The organism is Sphingomonas epibiotica (assembly GCF_039615155.1).
Taxonomy (GTDB): domain Bacteria; phylum Pseudomonadota; class Alphaproteobacteria; order Sphingomonadales; family Sphingomonadaceae; genus Sphingomonas.
In genome coordinates, this window is the sequence record NZ_JBDGHY010000004.1 from 327,945 (window position 1) to 344,327 (window position 16,383).

The window sequence follows — 16,383 nt, forward strand, 5'->3', positions numbered from 1 at the left end:
ATTACTCCATCATGCAAATCTGGTTCGCGGCCGTTCTGGCCGCGGCGTCGTGCGCCGGTCCGGCCATGGCGCAAACCGCGCCCGCAGACGCCGGGCCGGTCTATACGCTCGAAGCGGCACTTCGTGCAGGCGGCGGCGCCACGCCCGCGATCGACGCCGCCACCGCTGCGGTCGACGCCGCCGAACAGGCGCGCGCCGTCGCCGCGCTCCGCCCCAATCCGCAGCTGCAGGCACAGGTCGAAAACATCATCGGCTCGGGCGCCTATCAGGGGCTGCGCAGCGCCGAGACAACGCTGGGCATTGCCATCTCGATCGAACTGGGCGGCAAGCGCGGCGCGCGCGGCGCGGTCGCCGGGGCGCAGCTGTCGCGCACGCGGATCGCGGCGGCGGTGATCGCCGCCGACCTGCGGCTCCAGATCACGCAGCTTTATGTTAAGACGCTCGCTGCCGACCGCCGTGTCGCGACCGCGCGCGAACAGGCGCGGATCGCCACCGAAGCGCTGCGCGTCGCCACGATCCGGGTCGAGGCCGGGCGCGCTTCGCCGCTCGAACGCCAGCGGGCCGAGGTTGCACGGCTCAATGCCGAGGCGGGGATCGAACGCGCCGAACGGCTGGCGGCGGCCGCGCGCACCAATCTGGCGCGCCGGACGGGGCAGCCGATCACGGGCGCGCTCGACGACGAGTTGCTCAATCGCCTTCCCCCGGACGTGCAAGGGCCGGCCGCGCCGGTCGCGCCCGACGGCACGCTGGCGCTGGCGGCAGCGCGGGCCGATATCGCCGTTGCCGATGCCGGCATCCGCCTCGCCCGTGCCGCACGTATCCCCGACCTGAATCTGGGGCCTGCGATCCGGCGGCTGGAGGCGACCAACGACACCGCCGCCGTTCTCGCGCTGTCGCTGCCGATCCCCCTGTTCGACCGGGGCCGAGCCGCGATCGCGCAGGCCAGCGCCGAACGCACCCGTGCCGAGGCGCAGGCCCGCGTCACCGCACTCGACGTCGCACAGGCGATTACCGATGCTGAGGTCCAGGCCGCCAACGCCGCGACCACCGCGCGCACCGCCGCCGGCCCGGCGCTGGCGGCGGCGCAGGAGGCCGCGCGCATCGCCCGGATCGGCTATCGCGAGGGCAAGTTCGGCCAGATCGAATTGCTCGACGTCGAACGCACCCTCGCCGACACCCGGCTCGCCGCGATCGACGCGCTTGCCGACTATCAGAATGCCCGTGCGCAGCTGGAGCGTCTGACCGCCCCTGCGCCGCTTGCGGAGAATCCATGATGACCCTGCGCACGACCCTCGCGCTCGCCCTGTTGCTGTCCGCCTGCAACACCGCCGACGCCCCCACCAACGAAGTGGCGCAAGCCGACCATGGTGAGGAACATGGCGGCGAGCATGACGAAGAGACCGTCACCCTGACCGCCGAACAGATCGCGCTGGCCGGCCTCGAACTCGGCCGCCCGACCAATGACGGCGCGGCGACGATCGAGATACCGGCGATCGTCGAGGGCGATCCGCAGGCGACACAGGTCGTCTCCGCCGCGATCGGCGGGCGGATCGTCGCGCTCACCCGCAATTTGGGCGAAGGGGTCGCGCGCGGCCAGACGTTGGCCGTGATCGAGAGCCGCGAGGCGGCACAGATAAAGGGCGAGGTACAGGCGGCCCGCGCGCGCCTCGCGCTCGCCAACACCAATCTCGCCCGCGAACAGCGGCTGTTCGCGCAACAGGTCTCGCCCGAACAGGATCTGGTCGCCGCACGCACCGCCGCGACCGAGGCACGCATCGCGCTGACGCAAGCGAGCGCCATGATGGCCGCGACCGGCGGCGGGGGTGGCAGCCTCAACCGCATCGGCATCGTCGCGCCGATCGGCGGGCGGATCATCGCCCGCCCGGTGGTGCTGGGCCAGACCGTCGCCGCCGATGCCGAATTGTTCCGCGTCGCCGACCTGTCGCGCGTCGCGCTGTCGCTCAGCCTGAAGCCCGAAGATGCCGGCCGCATCGCACCGGGCAATGTCGTCACCGTCACCGCCCCCGGCCGCGAGACGACGGCGCGCGTCCGCTTCGTCTCGCCCGCGCTCGACCCCGAAACCCGCCTCGTCCCCGCCATTGCCACGCTCGACAATCGCGGCGGCCAGTGGCGCGTCGGCGAGCCGGTCACCGCGGCGATCCGCCTGACCGGCAGCGAGGGCACCGGTGCCATCCGCGTACCGACCACTGCCGTCCAGACGGTCGAGAACCGATCGGTCGTGTTCGTCCGCACCCCCACAGGGTTCAAGGCGGTTCCGGTCGAACTCGGCACGGCATCAACCGGCGCGGTCGTCGTCCGCAAGGGGCTGTCGGGCAACGAACAGATCGCCACCACCGGCAGCTTCACGCTCAAGGCCGAACTCGGCAAGGGTGAAGCCACCCATGCGGATCACTGATCGATGATCGCCCGTATCGTAGCGTGGTCGGTCGCCCAGCGTTGGCTGGTGCTGCTGCTGACCCTCATCGCCACCGCCATCGGCGCATGGTCGCTCTATCGCCTGCCGATCGATGCCGTGCCCGACATCACCAACAATCAGGTGCAGATCAACGTCCGCGCCCCCGCCCTCTCTCCCGAACTGGTCGAGAAACAGGTGTCGTTCCCGATCGAGACCGCGCTCGCCGGTACGCCAGGCCTCGAATATACCCGCTCCTTGAGCCGCAACGGCTTTGCGCAGATCACCGCCGTCTTCGACGAATCGACCGACATCTATTTCGCCCGGCAACAGGTCGGCGAACGGTTGCAAGGTGTGCAGGAAAGCCTGCCGCCCGGCGTCACCCCCGAAATGGGGCCGATCGCGACCGGCCTCGGCGAAGTCTATATGTACACCGTCCGGCTCCAGCACCGCGCCGACGACCTGCACAAACCCGGCGAGCCCGGCCAGCAGCCCGATGGCAGCTATATCACGCCCGAGGGCGAACGACTGGTCAGCGAGGAGGACAAGGCGACCTATCTGCGCACCGCGCAGGACTGGATCGTCACCCCGCTGCTCAAGACCGTGCCGGGGCTGGCGGGTGTCGATTCGATCGGCGGCTATGCCAAGCAGTTCCTCGTCGTCCCCGATATCCAGCGGCTGGCGGCGCTGAACCTGACGCTGACCGATCTCGGCACCGCACTGGAACGCAACAACAGCAGCGTCGGCGGCGGCTTCGTCGATCGCGGGGGCGAGGGGCTGGCAGTACGCTCCGACGCGCTGGTGCGCAGCGCCGCCGATCTGTCGCGCATGGTCATCGCCACCCGCGAAGGCGTGCCGATCACGCTCGATCAGGTCGCAACCGTGCGCACCGGACAGGCGGTGCGAATGGGTTCGGCCTCCGAAAACGGTACCGAGGTCGTCGTCGGCACCGCGATCATGCGCATCGGTCAGAACAGCCGGACCGTGGCCACGGCAGTCGCCGACAAGCTCCGATCGATCAACGCCTCGCTACCGCCCGACGTGGTGGTGCAGCCGGTGCTCGACCGTACCGCACTGGTCAACGCGACCATCGCCACCGTCGGTAAAAATCTTTCCGAAGGCGCGGTACTGGTCATCGTCGTCCTCTTCCTCCTCCTCGGTAATTTCCGCGCGGCGGTAATCGCGGCACTGGTGATCCCGATCACGATGCTGCTAACCGGTTTCGGCATGTTGCATGCCGGGGTGTCGGCCAATCTGATGAGTTTGGGCGCGCTCGATTTCGGGCTGATCGTCGACGGTGCGGTCATCATCGTCGAAAATGCGATGCGGCGCCTCGCCGACCGGCAACATGCCGAGGGGCGATTGCTGGCCACCGACGAACGCCTCGCCACCGTCACTGAGGCGGCGCGCGAGATGATCCGGCCGTCGGTTTATGGACAGGCGATCATCATCCTCGTCTATGTCCCGCTGCTCACCCTGTCGGGGGTCGAGGGGCGGACCTTCGTGCCCATGGCGCTGACAGTCATCATCGCCCTCGCCTTCGCCTTCATCCTGTCGCTGACCTTCGTCCCCGCGATGATCGCCTTGCTGCTGTCGCGGCGGATCGAGGAAAAGGACGGGCGGATCGTCGCGTCGCTCAAGCGCCGCTACGAACCGAGCCTGACCCGCGCGATGCGGCGCCCGTCGTTGACCATCGGCGCCGGGATCGCCAGTCTGATCGTCGCGTTGCTCGCCTTTGCCGGGTTGGGACAGGTGTTCCTGCCGCAACTCGACGAAGGCGATCTGCTGATCCAGGCGCTGCGCATCCCCGCGACCTCCGTCCAGCAGAGTCAGGCGATGCAGGTCCCGATCGAGCGGCTGATGTCGCGCCAGCCCGAAGTGCGCTTCGTCTATTCGAAGACCGGCACCGCCGAACTGGCGTCGGACCCGATGCCGCCCAACGCCACCGACATGTTCGTGATCCTCAAACCCCGCGCCGAATGGCCCGATCCCCGCCTGCCCAAGGCGGAACTGGTCGAGCGGATCGAGCACGACCTGTCGAGGATTCCGGGCAATGCGTACGAGATCACGCAGCCGATCCAGATGCGCTTCAACGAACTGATCGCCGGGGTGCGCGGCGACATCGCGGTGAAGGTCTTCGGCGACGATTTCGACGCAATGAACCGCACCGCCGAACGGATCGCCGCCGTGCTGCGCCAGACGAAGGGCGCGGCGGACGTGAAGGTCGAACAGACGACCGGCCTGCCGATGCTCGACATCCGCGTCGATCGCATGGCGATGGCACAGCGCGGCGTCACCGCACAGGACGTGCAGGACGTCATCACCGCCACCATCGGCGGGCGGCCGTCGGGCATGATCTTCGAAGGAGACCGGCGCGTGCCGATCGTCATCCGCCTGTCCGACACCCAGCGCGCCGACCTGCAGCTCTTGCAGCGCGTGCCGGTGCCGATCGCGGGCGGGGGCAGTGTGCCGCTGTCGAGCGTCGCCGAGATCCGCGTCGTTGACGGGCCGAACCAGATCAGCCGCGAAAACGGCAAGCGCCGCGTCGTGGTGCAGGCCAATGTCCGCGGCCGCGACGTCGCCTCGGTCGTCGCCGACGCACAGGAAGCGATCGCCGATCAGGTCCGCCTGCCCTCGGGCAGCTATCTCGAATGGGGTGGCCAATTCGAAAACCTCGCCTCCGCTACCGCGCGCCTGAAACTGGTCGTGCCGGCCTGTTTCGTGCTGATCCTGTTGCTGCTCTACGGCGCGCTACGGTCGGTGCGCGATGCGGCGATCGTGTTCACCGGCGTCCCCTTCGCGATGGTCGGCGGGGTGTTGCTGCTCTACGCGCGCGGCATCGACTTCTCGGTGTCGGCAGCAGTCGGCTTCATCGCGCTGTCGGGAATTGCGGTGTTGAACGGGCTGGTGATGGTCAGCTCGATCCAGCACTTGGTCGCAGGCGGCATGGCGCGGGCGGAGGCGGCACGGACCGGGGCGATGCTCCGCCTGCGTCCCGTCGCCATGACCGCGCTGGTCGCCAGCCTCGGCTTCGTGCCGATGGCGCTTGGATCGGGTGCCGGGGCGGAGGTGCAGAAGCCGTTGGCGACGGTCGTCATCGGCGGGCTAATCTCCGCGACGTTGTTGACGCTGTTCGTGCTGCCGACATTGTACGCCCGGTTCGGCGGGCGACCGGGGACCGGCAGCACGGGCGAACCGGCATGAATCGTCCTGTTTCGGGAACTTACGCGCAAGTAGCACTTGGCAACCTAATTTGCTGCTGCGAGTTTGCACGCCATGACGACGGCTTCCCCCGATAACGCCGACGCAGTTTCGACGTCGCGCGCGCTTCCGCTGGTCTGCGCAGTGGCGCAAATCCTGACCCCGTTCCTGCCGATGATCGGCTTCGGACGCACGATCGGCGAACAGTCGAATGCGGTCCGAACGCTGGTCACCCCGGCGGGATGGGCATTCGCCATCTGGGGCGCGCTGTACACCGGCGCGCTGGCGTTCGCGCTGTATCAGGCATTGCCGTCGCAGCGCGACAATCCGTTGCTCGCCCGGTTGCGCGGTCCCGCCGCCGGTGCGTTCTTCGGCAATGCGCTGTGGGCCGCCTATACGCAGGTCGCGGGCCTGGGCGTGCCGTCGGCGGCGATCATCCTGTTCACCCTGCTGTGCCTGCTCAAGAGCTATCGCATCCTGTCGGCTTGGCCGGGCGGCTTTACCACCGGTGAACGTTGGTGCGCGGTTCTGCCGCTGACTGCGCTCGCAAGCTGGCTGACCGTAGCCTCGATCGTCAACATCGCCGCGACGCTACGTGCGCACGGTGTCTATTTCGGGGGGGAAACACCGATCATCGCCGCGGCGGTCGTGGTACTGGGCGGGGCAATCGCGGCGGCGGCGCTGATCGCCGGTCGCGGCTGCCCGCCCTTTGCGCTGGTGTTCTTCTGGGCATTGTCGGCGATCTGGGCAGCGGGCGGACAGCGTTCGGCGCTGGTCGCGATCGGTGTGGTCGTCGCCGCGCTGTTGGTCATGCTCGGCACGATCACCGGGCTGCGGCACGGTGGCCTCGCCCATTGGCTGGGACAGCGCCCACGGTCCCTTCAGGACGACAGGCGCGCACGGGCGCGGGCGTGACCCCGCGCCCCCGCTGACCGCCGGGCTTAATTCGCGCGCAGCGGCCCGAGGTCGCCCAGCCCGACCGTGCCGCTCGCCATCGCCAGCATCCGGTCGAGCGATACCTTCGCCCGCTGGCGCAGGCTCTCCTCCATCTCGATCCGCGGGGTCAGGTCGCGCAGCGCGACGTACAGCTTTTCGAGGGTGTTGAGCGCCATGTACGGACAGATATTGCAGTTGCAGTTACCGTCCGCGCCCGGCGCGCCGATGAACGTCTTCTCCGGCACCGCCTTTTCCATCTGGTGGATGATATGCGGTTCGGTCGCGACGATCAGCGTGTCGCCCGCCATCGCCTTGGCGAAGTCGAGGATACCGCTGGTCGACCCGACATAATCGGCATGGTCGAGGATGATCGCCGGGCATTCGGGATGCGCCGCGACCGGTGCGCCGGGATGCTGCGCCTTCAGCTTCAGCAACTCGGTCTCGCTGAACGCCTCGTGGACGATGCACACGCCCGGCCACAACAGCATGTCGCGCCCGGTCTTGCGCATCAGATAGCCGCCCAGATTGCGATCGGGACCGAAGATCACCTTCTGGTCGGCGGGCAGTTGCGACAGGATCTTTTCCGCCGACGACGACGTCACGATGATGTCGGACAGCGCCTTCACCTCGGTCGAACAGTTGATATAGGTCAGCGCGATATGATCGGGATGCTGCGCGCGGAATGCGGCGAACTGTTCGGGCGGGCAGCTATCCTCCAGCGAACAGCCGGCATCCATGTCGGGCAGGATCACCGTCTTGTCGGGCGACAGGATCTTGGCGGTCTCCGCCATGAAGCGCACGCCGCAGAAGGCGATGACATCGGCATCGGTCGCCGCTGCCTTGCGGCTGAGGTCGAGGCTGTCGCCGACGAAATCGGCGAGGTCCTGTATCTCGGGCTTCTGGTAGTAATGGCCGAGGATGACGGCGTTGCGCTCGCGGCGCAGCCGGTCGATCTCGGCCAGCAAATCGGTGCCGGTGGGCAATTCGGTGCGCGCGTTCATCATCGTCTCCTGTGGCAACCCGTTCGGGTCACCAAACCATCCGTTCGCCCTGAGTAGCCGTTGAGCTTGTCGAAACGGCGTATCGAAGGACCGCCAACCGTACTTCGATACGGGTCTTCGACTTTGCCCAGCCCCTACTCAGCACGAACGGGTTTCTGCAAGCCGCCCCCTAGCGGGCCACCCGCCCCTTGTCACCGCCGATTGCCAAGCACGTCGGCGGGTGGGGCCGAAACGTCCCAGCGCTCGCCATCCCTCGCCCCCCGCTCGGCCGGGAAGGTGACGACGACCCGCACATTCCCCTCGCCCGCCGCCTTGAGCGGTGCCGCCAGCAACCGTGCCAGTCCGGCCCGCGCCATTTCGCGTGCCTGCGCCAGCCGTTCGGGGCTGCGCGCCTCGCGCTCGGCCCGCGTCTGCGCCACCGCCGACACACGCTGCGACAGCGCCGCCGCCGCCTCGCGCGTGACATACAGCCCGTTGGTCTGGATCAGCGTCCGTGCCGCCTCGTCGACATTCGGCCGCGCCACCGACACATCGGGGGCATCGACCACCAGCGTCCGCGTATCCGCCGACCAGCTGAGCTGCCCCTCACCGATCCCGCCGACATCGACGAAATAATCGACCGAATAGGGCATCTTGACCACCTGATCCGACCGCAGCCAGCCGAAACCGCGCACGTCGCTCGCCGTCGCCTGCAGCGTGCCCGACAGCGACGCGACCTTCAGCGCGCTGGCCCCCGACAGCCGTGCGGTGATGATCCGCGTCACCGCCTGCCCGCTGTCCGGCTCGGTGGTGACGGTGTAGCGCTCCTCATAGCGCTGCCACAGCACCCAGCCGCCGACCGCCAGCGCCAGCAGCACGACCGCCGCCACCGCCAGCCGCAACGCCTGCGGCCTTACATGCGATGCCATGTATCCCCCTCCTGCCGCACCAGTCCCCGCCGTTCCATGTCGATCAGATGCGCCAGCACCGACCGCCGCGCCGCGCCGACCAGCGTCGGCGCCAGCCCGACATACATGGCCGAAACCATTGCCGGCACGTCCTGCGTACCGCGTTCGATCGCACGGACGATCTGCCCCTCGCGCTGCTTGCGATGGCCCAGCATGCTGCGCACCAGTCGCTGCGGCGTCGCGACCGCATCGCCATGCGCCGGGTAATAGACGCGGTCGTCCCGCTCCAGCAGCTTCGACAGGCTGGCCATGTAATCGCCCATGTCGCCATCGGGTGGCGACACGATCGTCGTCGACCAGCCCATGACATGATCGCCGCTGAACAGCGCGCCGGTCTCGGGCAGCGCGAAGGCGAGATGGTTCGACGTGTGCCCCGGCGTCGCCACCGCGACCAGCGTCCAGCCATCGCCCGCCACCGCCTCGCCATCGGCCAGCACCCGGTCGGGGCGATAATCGACATCGAACGCCGCATCCGATCGCGGCCCGGCATCGTCCAGCGTCAGCGGCGCGCAACCGATGATCGCCGCCCCCGTCCGCTCCGCCAGCGGCGCCGCGCCGGGACTATGGTCGCGGTGGGTATGGGTACACAGGATCGCGGCGACCTCGCGCCCGCCGACCGCGGCAAGGATCGCATCCAGATGCAGGTCGTCGACCGGCCCCGGATCGATCACCGCCACTGCGCCCTTGCCCCCGACGACGAAGCTTTGCGTGCCGCTATGGGTGTAGGGAGAGGCATTGCGCGCCAGCACGCGGGTCACCAGCGGTTCGAGCGGCTGGGCGATGCCGGTTGGATAGTCTGCCATCGCCGGGAAACATGGCCGCTGGCGGCGCGTGATACAAGGCAAGCGGGCCGGCCGGCGCGATGCCGACCGGCCCTGCCACGGACGAACGGGGCAGAACGTCCGTGGATCCGGGATCAGTCCTGCTCGTCCAGCTCGGCCTGAAGTTCGCGAATGCTTTCGTCGATGCCGGCAAGCGCGCTGGTGCGGCCCGCAGCCGGCATGTCGCGGTCCGCCGCGATCGACGCGCGGGTCGAGCGCAGGCTGGCGAGCGCGGTGCGGATACCCTGCCGGGCATAGGCTTCACCCTGTGCCGCCTGCGCTTCGCCCCGCGCTGCCGCTGCCTCGCCGCGGGCAGCCGCCGCCGCGCCAAGTGCTGCCAGCCGGGCGCCATCATGGGCACGGGCGGCGGCCTGCCGGGTGATGATGCGGATACGGTCGGAACAGATGGTCGTGACCTGCTTGCCGCCGTCGTTGCGGGTGATGGTCGTCTGGCTGCCCGGACCGCAATTGCCGTTGACGATGTTGACCTCGGGAATGTCGCTGACGCTCTGCCCGATCAGCTTGCCCTCGCCGTCATAGCGCTGGACGACGATCTTGCGGACCTTGCCTTCGGACGCCTTGGCCAGGTTCGCTGGCAAGGCAGGCATTGCCGGCATGATGACGGTGACCGGCATCGGGACCTTGGGCGCAGTCGCCGGTATCGCCGGCTTTGGCAACGCGGCAGGGTTCGCCGGTTCGGCCGGCACCACCGGCAGCGTCGCCGCCTGTGCCGGCACGATCGCCGCCACCGGGGCCAGCACTGCCGCAGCCTTCGCCTCGACCGATGCGATCTCGACGCCGGTCGCATCCTCGACCTTGCCACGGAATGTCTCGGCCGCCTGCGTCCCCGACGCGGTGATCCCCAGCCCCAGCACCGCCAGCGCCAGCGTCGCGCCCCCTGCGACGCGCTTCGTCACGGGCGACATCACCCGATGCTTCGACAACATGATAAGCCTCCCTTTGAGTTCATGGACGCCGTGCAGGTGGCAGGCGGCCGACAGCCCCTGCCCATGCGCGGACTTGACGATGGCGGTGGCATAGGCGTGGCGGACGCCCGGCGTGGCACGCGCCAGCACCATCGCGTCGCACGCCATTTCCTGGTCGGCCCGGAATGCCCGGAACGCGCGCCACGCGACCGGATTGAACCAGTGGTACCCCAGCACGACCAGCGCGAACCAGTTGGCGAGCAGGTCGCCCCGCGCATGGTGGCCCAGTTCGTGCGCCAGCGCCAATGCCTGTTCGCGTTCGTCATAGCGTTCGCGGAAATCGACCGGCATCGCGACGTAGCGATGCACCACGCCAAAGGCGAGCGGCCCGGCGGCATGGCGTGATTCGATCATCTTGACGTGCCCGCCGGCGACGCCCTTCGCCCGGCCCGACGCCAGCACTTTCGCGCAGAAACGGCGATGCTGGACGATATGCCATGTCACGAACGCGACCGCGCCCAGCAGCCACAGTGCCATCACCGCCAGCGGTACGTCGGCCATGCCCCACCCTTGCGGCAGCGCGGGGACTTCGGCGACCGGCACGCCCAGCATGATGACCCCCGGCTCGGTCGCCGCGCCGATCGGCGCGATGTCGACCGGGCGCCATGCGTCGGGAATAGGCGGCAGGATCATGCGCAGCGCCGGTAACGCCCATAGCGCATAGGCCGCCTGCGGACCGAAGCGTCGCGCGACGGGGCCGCGCAGCGCCAGCACCAGCAGCATCAGCAGCGTCGCCGCCGCGATCGTTTCCACCGCCCATCCGATCATTGTTTCAGCGCCTTTAACAGAGCCTCGATCTCGTCGATTTCACGCGCGCTCAACTGGTCGCGTTCGGCCAGATGCGCGACCAGCGGGGTCAGGCTGCCACCGAACAGACGGTCGATGAACTTCTGCGATTCCCCGGCGACATATTCCTCGCGCGCGACCAGCGGGCGATAGCGGTAGCGCCGCCCATCCTCCTCCGCGCCGATCACTTCCTTGGCGAGCAGCCGGCCGAGCAGCGTCTTGACGGTGTTCGCGCTCCAGTCGCGCGACGGGGCGACGCGTTCGACCACCTCCTGCGCAGTAAGCGGGTTCTTGTCCCAGAGCACTTCCATCACGGCATGCTCGGCATCGCTGATTCGTTCGGCCATGGGCAATGACTACACCCGTGGTCGTTACGTTTACAAGTGTAATTTACAGTTCGGCTGCAACCTGTCGGAACGGCTTACAACTCCGCCGCTTGGTAAAGGGCGATTAACCGCAATCCCCCGCGAAAACCCGTAATTCCCGGAAATGGCACGCAGCCTGCAAGAGAGTAGGTACCCGATGCGTTCGCGCTTCAATTCGGGCGGACCGGCACCCCCGCCGGTCCGCCCACCCGGGTCACTCGACCAGCAACGGCATCCATCGCGGCCAACCGGTCGCAGCGTCGCGCCTATAGCGTGATGACAAGAGGCAGAACCGGTTATGCTGAGTAGGGGCTGAGCTAGTCGAAGACCCGTATCGAAGCAGACGCCGCAGACGGTCCTTCGATACGCCATTTCGACAAGCTCAATGGCTACTCAGGACGAACGAGTCAGGTTCATGTCGTCTGACACTATCGCGTCCCGAAACGGCTTATCCCCAAAGGAAAAGCCCGGCCGCGCCATCGCGCGACCGGGCTTCTGCACCACGTCGAGAAGGTTTGCTCAGGCGGCCTTGTCGCCACCCAGCAGCTCGGCCAACTCGCCGCTCTCGTACATCTCCATCATGATGTCCGATCCGCCGACGAACTCGCCGTTCACGTACAGCTGCGGGATCGTCGGCCAGTCCGAATAGGCCTTGATACCCTGGCGGATGCCCTGATCCTGCAGCACGTCGACGCTTTCGAACTGGGTGTTCAGGTGGTTCAGGATCGCCACTGCCCGGCTCGAAAAACCGCATTGCGGGAAGAGCGGGCTGCCCTTCATGAACAGCACTACAGGGTTGTTCTTCACCACCGCATCGATGCGGGCGTTGGTATCGTCGGTCATCGTCATATCCTTGATCGTTCGCCCGGCGGGCGCTTCATGCCTGTGGAGTGGGGACGCCGGTCGTCAGTTGCAATGCGTGCAGTTCGCCGCCCATCCGTCCGCCGAGCGCGGCATAGACCGCGCGTTGCTGCGCGATGCGCGGCTTTCCCCGGAAGCTTTCCGACACGACCCGCGCGGCATAATGATCGCCGTCGCCCGCCAGATCGGTGATCTCGACCACCGCATCGGGGATGGCGGCGACGATCAGCGCCTCGATCGCCTGTGCCTCCATCGGCATTACAGGCTGCCCAGCAGTTGGCGACGCGCCTCGACCTCGCAATCGGCCAGCGCCTGACGGACATCGGCCTCGCTGCAATCGACGCCGGCGGCGGCCAGATCGGACAACAGCTTGCGGATCACGTCCTCGTCGCCGACTTCCTCGAAATCGGCCTGCACCACCGAAGTCGCATAGGCATCGGTTTCGGCCGGGGTCAGCTCCATGCGTTCGGCGGCCCAATGGCCCAGCAGCTTGTTGCGCCGCGCGGTCACGCGAAACGCCATTTCCCCGTCACGGGCGAATTTGGCTTCGAAAGCGCGCTCCCGGTCGTCGAACGTCGTCATGGCAATCCCCTAATGGTCCCTCCCCCGCGAGATAGGGCGAGCGCGGGTTCCGCGCAACGGCGCGGCGTTTAGGCTTAGGAAGAAGCGGGGTCACGCAAAGGCGCAAAGGACGCAAAGGGATGACTATCGCCGCAACGGCCCGCCGCGCAGCGGCCTTTAGCTATCGCGGCAACAAGTAAAAGGCTTCGCCAGACAAGCTGCGATCACCGCGCCCCCAACTGCTCTGCGCCTCTGCGCGAAAAACCGCCTTCTTCTTCGCGCCCTTGGCGCCTTTGCGCGTATCAAATCTACGGCACCACTACCAACTTCCCGACGACCCGACGCGCCGCCAGCGCTGCGATCGCCTCCCCGCCGCGCTCCAGCGGAAACACGCCCGTCACCTTCGGCGCGATCGCCCCTTCGTCCCACAGCCGGAACAGCGTCGCCACATGCGCCGCATTCGCTCCCGGATCACGCATCGCGAACGCCCCCCAGAACACGCCGCACACGTCGCAACTCTTCAGCAACGTCAGGTTGAGCGGCAGCTTCGGTATCCCCGCCGGAAACCCGACGACCAGATAGCGTCCTTCCCATCCGACACTCCGCAGCGCCGGTTCGGCATAGTCGCCGCCCACTGGATCGAACACGATGTCCGCGCCCGCCGGCCCGACCGCCGCCTTGAACGCCTCCGCCAATGCCTTCGACGCATCCTTGTCGAGCGGCGCGTACGGATAGACGACCACCTCATCCGCCCCCGCACCCCGCGCCGCGTCGGCCTTCTCCTGCGAAGACACCGCCGCCACGACCCGCGCGCCGAACGCCTTGCCCAGTTCGATCGTCGCCAGCCCGACCCCGCCCGCGGCGCCCAGCACCAACAGCGTCTGCCCCGCCGCGATCCGCCCGCGATCGACCAGCGCATGGATCGCCGTGGCATAGGTCAGCAGCAACGCAGCGCCATCTTCGAAACTGCGGTTCGGCGGCAGGCGGTAAAGCGCGGCGGCGGGCAGCGCCAGTTTCTCGACCATTCCGCCATGGCCGGTGACCGCGATCACCCGATCGCCGACTGCCCAGCCTTCGACCCCCTCACCGACCTGCTCGATCACGCCCGCCACCTCACTGCCCGGTGCGAACGGGCGCGGCGGGCGGAATTGGTAGCGATCTTCGATAATCAGCACATCAGGGTAATTGACGGCACAGGCGCGGACGGCGACGACCACCTGCCCCTTGCCGGCCACCGGATCGGGCAGTTCCCCGATCGTGAGCGTTTCAGGCCCGCCCGGCTCCGTCGACAGCAACGCCCGCATCACCGCTTCTCCCATTGAGCCACGGTCGGGCATCCGCCACGCCGGACTCATATTTCGAAATCGCGGTATCTTGTGCCAGCGTCATGCCGATCTCGTCCAGCCCTTCCATCAGGCACCGGCGACGAAACGGGTCGAGCTCGAAGGGGAAGCGATCCTGATACGGCGTGGTGACGGTCATCGTCTCCAGATCGACCGCGATCGGCTGATCCTTCGCCACCTCGACCAGCCGGTCCACCGCCGCCTGCGGCAGCACGACGGTCACGATCCCGTTCTTGATCGCATTCCCCGAGAAGATGTCGGAAAAGCTCGGCGCGATCACCGCCTTGACGCCCATGTCGCCCAGTGCCCATGCGGCATGTTCGCGGCTGGAGCCACAGCCGAAATTCTCGCCCGCGATCAGCACCGGCGCGCCTGCATAGCGCGGATCGTCGAAGATATTGTCCGGCTCGGCCCGCACGCTCTCGAACGCACCCTTGCCCAACCCTTCGCGGGTCGTGGTCTTCAGCCAGTGTGCCGGGATGATGATGTCGGTGTCGATATTCTTGGCGCCCCATGGATAGGCGCGCCCCTCGACCTGCGTGATCGCTTCCATGTTACGCCCCGCTGCGCGGAACGACCGGCTTGGCCACCGCCGGCCGCACGCTCGATGCATAGGCCGCCGCGACCCCGCTCAGCACCGCGCCCGCGATCAGCGCCATCAACACCTTCTTCATTACGCTTGCTCCGTCACCAGTTCGCGGACATCGGCCAGCCGCCCGGTCACCGCCGCCGCCGCCGCCATCGCCGGGGACAGCAGATGCGTCCGCGCCCCCGGCCCCTGCCGCCCTACGAAATTACGGTTACTGGTGGAAGCGCAGCGTTCGCCCGGCGGCACCTTGTCGGGGTTCATCGCCAGGCACATCGAACAGCCCGGCTCGCGCCACTCGAAGCCCGCCTCGGTAAAGATGCGGTCCAGCCCCTCGGCCTCGGCCTGACGCTTGACCAGCCCCGACCCGGGCACGACCAGCGCCTGCTTGATCCCGTCGGCGACATGACGCCCCTTCACGACGCTGGCCGCCGCGCGCAGATCCTCGATCCGGCTGTTGGTGCAGCTGCCGATGAAGATATAGCTTACGGCCACGTCCTGCATCCGCGTGCCGGGCGTCAGCCCCATATAATCGAGCGACTTCTGCGCGGCGACGCGCTTCGACGGATCGTCGAAACTGTCGGGCGACGGCACCACGCCGGTGATCGGCACCACGTCCTCGGGGCTGGTGCCCCAGGTTAGCGACGGCGCGATATCGCTGGCGTGCAGCTGCACCACCCGATCGTAGCGCGCATCGGCGTCGGTCGGCAGCGTCCGCCAATACTCGACCGCCCGATCCCAATCGGCCCCGGTCGGCGCCATCGGCCGCCCCCTCAGATAGGCGAAAGTCGTCTCGTCGGGCGCGATCAGCCCGGCGCGCGCGCCGCCCTCGATCGACATGTTGCTGATCGTCAGCCGCCCCTCGATCGACAGTCCGCGAATGACCTCGCCGGTATATTCGACGACATAGCCGGTGCCGCCCGCCGCACCGATCTTGCCGATGATCGCCAGCACGACGTCCTTGGCCGACACGCCATATCCCAGCGTCCCGTCGACGCGAATTTCCATCGTCTTCGACTGTTGCAGCAACAGCGTCTGGGTGGCCAGCACATGCTCGACCTCGCTGGTGCCGATCCCGAACGCCAGCGCGCCCAGCGCCCCATGCGCGCTGGTATGGCTGTCGCCGCAGACCAGGGTCGTGCCCGGCAGCGTAAAGCCCTGTTCCGGGCCGACGACATGGACGATGCCCTGCGCCGGCGCCGTCGCGTCGATATAGCGGATGCCGAAATCGGGCGCGTTCTTCTCCAATGCCGCCAACTGGCTGGCACTGGCCGGATCGGCGATCGGCAGGCGGTTGCCCTGCGCATCCACCCGGCGCGTCGTCGGCAGGTTATGGTCGGGCACCGCCAGCGTCAGGTCGGGCCGCCGTACACTTCGCCCGGCAGCGCGAAGCCCGGCAAAGGCCTGCGGGCTGGTGACTTCATGGACGAGATGGCGGTCGATATAGATCAGGCAGGTACCGTCATCGCGGCGTTCGACGACATGGTCGTCCCAGATCTTTTCGTACAGCGTGCGGGCAGGCTTGGTCATCGCGCGGCGTTAACCGAAAATGCGTGCGCCGGGAAGGGTCGACGAC

At 67.9% G+C, this 16,383-nt stretch carries 15 protein-coding genes; 4 read left to right on the plus strand and 11 right to left on the minus strand.

Annotated features, from left to right (window positions below):
• The first annotated feature begins 11 nt into the window (after nt 1-11).
• From AAIO73_RS10200 to AAIO73_RS10215, 4 genes are all read left to right on the plus strand, one after another.
• The gene (locus tag AAIO73_RS10200) at nt 12-1,274 is read left to right on the plus strand and encodes a TolC family protein (protein WP_345877813.1); all 1,263 of its coding nucleotides are present in this window, start codon (nt 12-14) and stop codon (nt 1,272-1,274) included.
• Complete coding sequence (locus AAIO73_RS10205) at nt 1,271-2,416, plus strand: efflux RND transporter periplasmic adaptor subunit (RefSeq protein WP_345877815.1); 1,146 nt, start codon at nt 1,271-1,273, stop codon at nt 2,414-2,416. Before AAIO73_RS10200 ends, AAIO73_RS10205 begins: the two co-directional genes overlap by 4 nt.
• A gap of 3 nt (nt 2,417-2,419) precedes the next feature.
• Complete coding sequence (locus AAIO73_RS10210; protein WP_345877816.1) at nt 2,420-5,617, plus strand: efflux RND transporter permease subunit; 3,198 nt, start codon at nt 2,420-2,422, stop codon at nt 5,615-5,617.
• Nucleotides 5,618-5,689: 72 nt separating this feature from the next.
• Nucleotides 5,690-6,529 carry a TspO-related membrane protein gene (locus AAIO73_RS10215; RefSeq protein WP_345877817.1) on the plus strand — a complete coding sequence of 280 codons (840 nt, stop codon included), beginning with the start codon at nt 5,690-5,692 and terminating at the stop codon, nt 6,527-6,529.
• A 26-nt stretch (nt 6,530-6,555) separates the two neighbouring features.
• Here the strand turns inward: AAIO73_RS10215 and nadA are convergent, their stop codons facing one another.
• The 11 genes from nadA to leuC form a co-directional block, all read right to left on the minus strand.
• A complete protein-coding gene (nadA, locus tag AAIO73_RS10220; RefSeq protein WP_345878047.1) occupies nt 6,556-7,551 on the minus strand; it encodes a quinolinate synthase NadA in 996 nt (331 codons plus the stop codon).
• Nucleotides 7,552-7,742: 191 nt separating this feature from the next.
• On the minus strand, nt 7,743-8,459 hold the full coding sequence (locus AAIO73_RS10225; protein ID WP_345877819.1) for a DUF4230 domain-containing protein: 717 nt from the start codon (nt 8,457-8,459) through the stop codon (nt 7,743-7,745).
• Nucleotides 8,444-9,301 (minus strand): MBL fold metallo-hydrolase, encoded by an 858-nt coding sequence (locus AAIO73_RS10230; RefSeq protein WP_345877820.1) that lies wholly within the window; start codon nt 9,299-9,301, stop codon nt 8,444-8,446. Before AAIO73_RS10230 ends, AAIO73_RS10225 begins: the two co-directional genes overlap by 16 nt.
• Before the next feature lie 113 nt (nt 9,302-9,414).
• On the minus strand, nt 9,415-11,073 hold the full coding sequence (locus tag AAIO73_RS10235; protein ID WP_345877821.1) for a M56 family metallopeptidase: 1,659 nt from the start codon (nt 11,071-11,073) through the stop codon (nt 9,415-9,417).
• A complete protein-coding gene (locus AAIO73_RS10240) occupies nt 11,070-11,438 on the minus strand; it encodes a BlaI/MecI/CopY family transcriptional regulator (protein ID WP_242116928.1) in 369 nt (122 codons plus the stop codon). The genes AAIO73_RS10235 and AAIO73_RS10240 overlap by 4 nt, the downstream gene beginning before the upstream one ends.
• A 537-nt stretch (nt 11,439-11,975) precedes the next feature.
• Nucleotides 11,976-12,299: a Grx4 family monothiol glutaredoxin gene (grxD, locus tag AAIO73_RS10245; RefSeq protein ID WP_345877823.1), complete on the minus strand. Its 324-nt coding sequence runs from the start codon at nt 12,297-12,299 to the stop codon at nt 11,976-11,978.
• Between the two features lie 34 nt (nt 12,300-12,333).
• Nucleotides 12,334-12,576 carry a BolA/IbaG family iron-sulfur metabolism protein gene (locus tag AAIO73_RS10250; protein ID WP_125653995.1) on the minus strand — a complete coding sequence of 81 codons (243 nt, stop codon included), beginning with the start codon at nt 12,574-12,576 and terminating at the stop codon, nt 12,334-12,336.
• A complete protein-coding gene (locus tag AAIO73_RS10255; RefSeq protein ID WP_242116921.1) occupies nt 12,576-12,899 on the minus strand; it encodes a DUF1476 domain-containing protein in 324 nt (107 codons plus the stop codon). Before AAIO73_RS10255 ends, AAIO73_RS10250 begins: the two co-directional genes overlap by 1 nt.
• A gap of 287 nt (nt 12,900-13,186) precedes the next feature.
• Entirely contained in the window at nt 13,187-14,182 is a 996-nt protein-coding gene (locus AAIO73_RS10260) for an NADPH:quinone oxidoreductase family protein (protein WP_345877828.1), read from the minus strand.
• Nucleotides 14,145-14,774 (minus strand): 3-isopropylmalate dehydratase small subunit, encoded by a 630-nt coding sequence (leuD, locus tag AAIO73_RS10265; RefSeq protein WP_345877830.1) that lies wholly within the window; start codon nt 14,772-14,774, stop codon nt 14,145-14,147. Before leuD ends, AAIO73_RS10260 begins: the two co-directional genes overlap by 38 nt.
• Nucleotides 14,775-14,894: 120 nt before the next feature.
• A complete protein-coding gene (gene leuC, locus AAIO73_RS10270; RefSeq protein WP_345877831.1) occupies nt 14,895-16,337 on the minus strand; it encodes a 3-isopropylmalate dehydratase large subunit in 1,443 nt (480 codons plus the stop codon).
• Nucleotides 16,338-16,383: the final 46 nt, after the last annotated feature.

What these genes read in the sequence shown, in the direction of transcription:
- AAIO73_RS10200 (WP_345877813.1), top strand. Translation starts at nt 12, where the DNA reads ATGCAAATCTGGTTCGCGGCCGTTCTGGCCGCGGCGTCGTGCGCCGGT.
- AAIO73_RS10205 (WP_345877815.1), top strand. Translation starts at nt 1,271, where the DNA reads ATGATGACCCTGCGCACGACCCTCGCGCTCGCCCTGTTGCTGTCCGCC.
- AAIO73_RS10210 (WP_345877816.1), top strand. Translation starts at nt 2,420, where the DNA reads ATGATCGCCCGTATCGTAGCGTGGTCGGTCGCCCAGCGTTGGCTGGTG.
- AAIO73_RS10215 (WP_345877817.1), top strand. Translation starts at nt 5,690, where the DNA reads ATGACGACGGCTTCCCCCGATAACGCCGACGCAGTTTCGACGTCGCGC.
- nadA (WP_345878047.1), bottom strand. Translation starts at nt 7,551, where the DNA reads ATGAACGCGCGCACCGAATTGCCCACCGGCACCGATTTGCTGGCCGAG.
- AAIO73_RS10225 (WP_345877819.1), bottom strand. Translation starts at nt 8,459, where the DNA reads ATGGCATCGCATGTAAGGCCGCAGGCGTTGCGGCTGGCGGTGGCGGCG.
- AAIO73_RS10230 (WP_345877820.1), bottom strand. Translation starts at nt 9,301, where the DNA reads ATGGCAGACTATCCAACCGGCATCGCCCAGCCGCTCGAACCGCTGGTG.
- AAIO73_RS10235 (WP_345877821.1), bottom strand. Translation starts at nt 11,073, where the DNA reads ATGATCGGATGGGCGGTGGAAACGATCGCGGCGGCGACGCTGCTGATG.
- AAIO73_RS10240 (WP_242116928.1), bottom strand. Translation starts at nt 11,438, where the DNA reads ATGGCCGAACGAATCAGCGATGCCGAGCATGCCGTGATGGAAGTGCTC.
- grxD (WP_345877823.1), bottom strand. Translation starts at nt 12,299, where the DNA reads ATGACCGACGATACCAACGCCCGCATCGATGCGGTGGTGAAGAACAAC.
- AAIO73_RS10250 (WP_125653995.1), bottom strand. Translation starts at nt 12,576, where the DNA reads ATGCCGATGGAGGCACAGGCGATCGAGGCGCTGATCGTCGCCGCCATC.
- AAIO73_RS10255 (WP_242116921.1), bottom strand. Translation starts at nt 12,899, where the DNA reads ATGACGACGTTCGACGACCGGGAGCGCGCTTTCGAAGCCAAATTCGCC.
- AAIO73_RS10260 (WP_345877828.1), bottom strand. Translation starts at nt 14,182, where the DNA reads ATGCGGGCGTTGCTGTCGACGGAGCCGGGCGGGCCTGAAACGCTCACG.
- leuD (WP_345877830.1), bottom strand. Translation starts at nt 14,774, where the DNA reads ATGGAAGCGATCACGCAGGTCGAGGGGCGCGCCTATCCATGGGGCGCC.
- leuC (WP_345877831.1), bottom strand. Translation starts at nt 16,337, where the DNA reads ATGACCAAGCCTGCCCGCACGCTGTACGAAAAGATCTGGGACGACCAT.